Raw genomic sequence first — 4,086 nt, forward strand, 5'->3', positions numbered from 1 at the left:
GCGACGGTCGACCTCGACCTCGCTTGCCGGCAGGCTCTTAGGAAACATGGGTCTGCTCCTGTGCTGGATGTGTGGTGTGCGACGGAAATCGGCCCGTCGAGCAACTATAGGGGCGGTGCTCAACACATCCTCTGGATAACTGTCAACGGAGGTGAGCCGTCGGTCCGTTCGCAGTGGAGGATGACAGCGGCATAGACCTGCCACCACCGCACGCGGCAGTCGCGCGCCCCACTGCCTCCCACATGGCTCTCGATCTCGAGGAGCGTCCCCCCCCAGCACACCGAGCACCGTCGCCTGCGGCACGCCCGGCACGGCTTCGCGCATTGGCCGTTGCGAGCCCGCCGCGTCGTCAGATCCCTAGTTCGCGCTTCAACGTCTCCAATGCTTCGATCTGCAGGGGTTCAAGTGTCTCCGGCACGAACACGACTTGGCCGCCGACTCCGCTGAGCAACAGCGCCGCCGAGCGCTCCGCGTCCGCAGCGCAAGCAGCAAGCGCGCCAGTGCGGACGATCCGTTCTCCGGCGATGCGCGCCTGGTGCGACCTCATCTCCCTCGCTGGAATCGTGGTTTCCACCCGTATTGCACGATCGCATAGGTAGCGGCGCCAGACGCGCCCCGCCGACCCAGGCCCTGCCTTGCTCGCGCGGCCATGCATCCAAGCACGTACTCGACGACCTCATCCATGAGCAGATTCCGCTTCAAAAAATCGTCCTAGGGGGATGGAAAAGGCCTCAAAGGAGCTTCCTTCGCGGGGGATGACGACGGAGTGGGACGTGGTCATGGTCAAGCGGCCTCCGACGCGCTCGATGCCGCGTTCCTGCAGGGCAATTATTCGGATCCACCATCAGCGGGAGCGGCTCCAACAGCTGATGCGTAGTGCCGAACAATTTTCTCACCACTGAGCCAGTCAGTACCCTTTTGGCGCCCGCCACCGTCTTCTCGGCCCCCTTCGAAGCAGGGCTGAGCGCAAGCGAGGGCCACAGGGGCCACGCTACATGGATCAGGCTGTGTAGGGGCGACGTGAGATGGACTTGTCGTTTTGGAAATGGCACATGTGAGATGGGAATCCCACAAGAAGCGATCGGTTCGGTGACTGCACTAGGAAACATCGTTCACCGGGACCCGGCGTGCACAGGGGTTGGCCCCTTCCAGAACGTGCGCTTTTGGGTAGTAGGCCTGCCCATTTTCCGTGACCACCGCGTAGTAGGGGTACCGCGTCCGCACTGAGCGCCCAGTAACTATCCCGCTCCGCTCGGAGCCCCGCTCGGCCCGCCAGGTCACCCGCTCACCATCCGCGATGCGCTGCCTATCCATCTCTTGAGCCTGTGCTTTGGTGAGCGCGTCGGGGGAGTCCGCGGACACTGGCCATCTCAGATTCCGAGCCTACGCCGCAATGCCAGGAATGCGTTGAGCTGGGCGGGTCGGAGCTTCCCAGGCAGAAAGACGATGCGGCCGCCGTCGCCGTCGAGCAGCAGGGCCTCTGGATCTTCGCCACCTGCGACGCGAGCAGCAAGCGCGGCTACGGCAGGAACGATCCGCTCGCCTGCGGCGCGCGCTTGTTCGGGGCTCATCTCCAGCGTGGGAATCGTGGTTTCCACACGGATGATCCGATCGGCGAGGTAGCGGCGCCAGCCGTGCCGCGCTGGCCCTGGCCCCGCTTCGCTCCCGCCGCCCGTGGCCTGCCGCCGGCCCCGCGCCGGAGCTGTCCTCTCCTTCAGCTGAGGCGCGTCCGGCTTCCCCGCTGCACGCGAGCGCTGCTTGTGGAGCACGGCGCGAAGCATCTCGAACCGCTGCCCATCCGGCTTGCGGGCGGCCCGCAGCAGCACGGGTAGGGCGAGGCTGGCGAAATCCTCCTCCGCGAGACTGGCCTGTGCGACCGCGGGAGGCGGAAAGGCGTCGCCGATCGTGAGATAGCGGCTCACGGTGGACTTGACGACCCCGCCCCGCATCTCCCCCAGCTCAGCGAGCGTTGGCACCGCTCCGCGCTCACGCGCGAAATGGTCCCTCAGCTGTACGTATCCCAGCGCCCGCTCCCACGCGGATACGTCCTGCCGGTCGTCGTTCTCCACCTGGCCGAGCAGGTGCGCGGTGAGGTCGTCCACCATCCGCACCACCGCCGGGATGGCCTCCCACCCCAGGATGCCGACCACGCGCCAGCGGCGCTCCCCCGCGACCAGCTCGTACCGTCCGCCGGGCTGGGGTCGCACGACGACCGGCTGCAGCAGCCCGTTCCGGCGGACCGACCCCTCCAGCTCCGCCATCGCGGCCGCCCCGAAGATGCGCCGCGCCTGGTAGGGCGACGGGTCGATCTGCGCGTGGGGAATCCCTCTCACCTCCTCGCCTGCGGCGGGTGGACCTGCGAGCGCCTGGAGTTGCTCTCGGATGACCGCACCCGCGTCGCCCCCGCCGTCGTGCGCGAGCCAGTCGAGCCCGCCTCCGCCGCGGCTTCTTCGGCTTGCGGACTCGCTCACGCCGAGACCCGCGCGGCCAGCGCTTCCGTGTTCACCGCGTGCTCCACCCTGCGGAGGCCCGCCAGCACACTGAGAAGATGCGCAGCGACGACGCGGTAGCCCTCCGATGCGCGCTCCTTCGGCGAGTCGAGCGTCACCGGGCGCCGCGCCTTGTGCGAGTCGGGCACCCGCGCGTCCTCGGGGATGCCGGTCTCCAGCCGGAGCCCAGGGTAGCGCACGTCCAGGAACTCCGCGATCTCCCGCGTGATGCGCCGACGGGCCACCACCCTCGTGAGCAGGACCCGGGTGGGGACGGCCGGCTCGATCACCTTCAGGAGGTCCAGCGTCTCCAGCAGGCCCTCCAGGCCGAGCGGAGTGGTGTCCACGGGCACGAGCAGGAGGTCGGCGACGTCGGCGGCGGCGAGGATGTGAAGGAGCCCGCCCGGCGGGGTGTCGATGATCGCGAGGTCCGCGTCCAGGCGGGGCTCCCAGTCGGGGCGCCCGAAGAACTGGCGGATCTCCGCCGCCGGCGCGAGGCCGAGGGACCGCCCGCCCCGGAACAGCACCGTCCGCTCTTCCAGCTCGGGAACTCCGGCGGGGACCGGGTCGGCGGCCCACGGTTCCCGCACGACGTTCCGGCGCAGCTGGCGGGTGAGCGTGCCCTGCGGGTCGCCGTCCCACACGGCGACCCGCCGCCCGTGCTCCACCGCCCATAGGGCGGCGAGCGCCAGGACGGAGGTCGTCTTCGCGGTGCCGCCCTTCGTGGAGGCGACCATGACCGTCTTCATGGAGATGCGGCGGTGGGTGAGAGGGGATGAGCGAAATGCGTGGCCACCTTACCGGGAGACACCGGGCGCCGGGCGCCCGCCGCGCGTGTCAGCGGTCGGAGCTGCAGACACCGGCCCTCGCGGCCTGTGCGGGCGGAGTCCGGAAGAGCCCGTCGCCGCGGCCCGGAAACGAGGGCAGGTCGAGGACGCTCGGCGCGCGCTCTTCGAGATACCATGCGACCGTCTGCGCGACCGTATCGGGCAGGTCGGGGAAGTGGAGCCCGGCACCTGCCAGCGCCGCACGGAGGGTCAGCGCCCCCGCCGGGCCGCGGGCTCCGCGCGCCATGTGCAGCACGACGTGCTCGGGCGCGGCAAGCACCCACCAGCGGAGCGCGGCGCTGCTCGGGGGCGGCACCGGGCTCCGTCCACGCGGCAGCCGCGTCGCCGCCGCGGCGTGGACACGCTCCATCGCCTCGCTGGCGCGGCCCTCGATCCGCCGCCGCTCCGCACGAAGCGTCCAGGCGTGAAGCTCCGCCGCGGCCCGCAGCCGGCCGGCGAGCACGTCCGCAGTCAGGCCCAGCCTTGCGCCGGCCGACGCGAGCCCGGGGTCGTCCACCATCCGCTCCGCCAGCGCCCGCAACGTCCCCGTGGTGCCCACGGGATCGCCGGCGAGGTAGGCCTCGTCGCGGTACGCTTCCTCGCACCCGGCGCCCAGCGTCAGGGCCAGCAGCGGGACGGAGGTCCACCGCCCCGGGCGCGAGTCGGCCTCCGACCGGATCACCGCTGCCACGAGGTCCGCGCGCTCCCGGGGCGGCTTCTCGCGGGTCATCCTCCACGCGTGCGCGACCGCTTCGATGGTCTCGGGGCCG

The 4,086-nt window shown here is 70.6% G+C and carries 4 protein-coding genes; all 4 read right to left on the reverse strand.

All coding sequences use genetic code 11. From position 1 onward, the window contains the following. Nucleotides 1-349: 349 nt before the first annotated feature. Nucleotides 350-547 carry a hypothetical protein gene (locus VFE05_12255; GenBank protein ID HET6230836.1) on the reverse strand — a complete coding sequence of 66 codons (198 nt, stop codon included), beginning with the start codon at nt 545-547 and terminating at the stop codon, nt 350-352. A gap of 823 nt (nt 548-1,370) precedes the next feature. Then, nucleotides 1,371-2,471 carry a ParB/RepB/Spo0J family partition protein gene (locus VFE05_12260; protein ID HET6230837.1) on the reverse strand — a complete coding sequence of 367 codons (1,101 nt, stop codon included), beginning with the start codon at nt 2,469-2,471 and terminating at the stop codon, nt 1,371-1,373. Continuing rightward, the gene (locus tag VFE05_12265; GenBank protein ID HET6230838.1) at nt 2,468-3,238 is read right to left on the reverse strand and encodes a ParA family protein; all 771 of its coding nucleotides are present in this window, start codon (nt 3,236-3,238) and stop codon (nt 2,468-2,470) included. The genes VFE05_12260 and VFE05_12265 overlap by 4 nt, the downstream gene beginning before the upstream one ends. An 88-nt stretch (nt 3,239-3,326) precedes the next feature. After that, a partial coding sequence (locus VFE05_12270) for a hypothetical protein (protein HET6230839.1) occupies nt 3,327-4,086 on the reverse strand: 760 nt, incomplete at its 5' end.

The organism is Longimicrobiaceae bacterium (assembly GCA_035696245.1).
Taxonomy (GTDB): Bacteria; Gemmatimonadota; Gemmatimonadetes; order Longimicrobiales; family Longimicrobiaceae; genus DASRQW01.

Bases quoted from the DNA above. Each gene is read 5' to 3' on its own strand.
- VFE05_12255 (HET6230836.1), bottom strand. From the start codon at position 547: ATGAGGTCGCACCAGGCGCGCATCGCCGGAGAACGGATCGTCCGCACT.
- VFE05_12265 (HET6230838.1), bottom strand. From the start codon at position 3,238: ATGAAGACGGTCATGGTCGCCTCCACGAAGGGCGGCACCGCGAAGACG.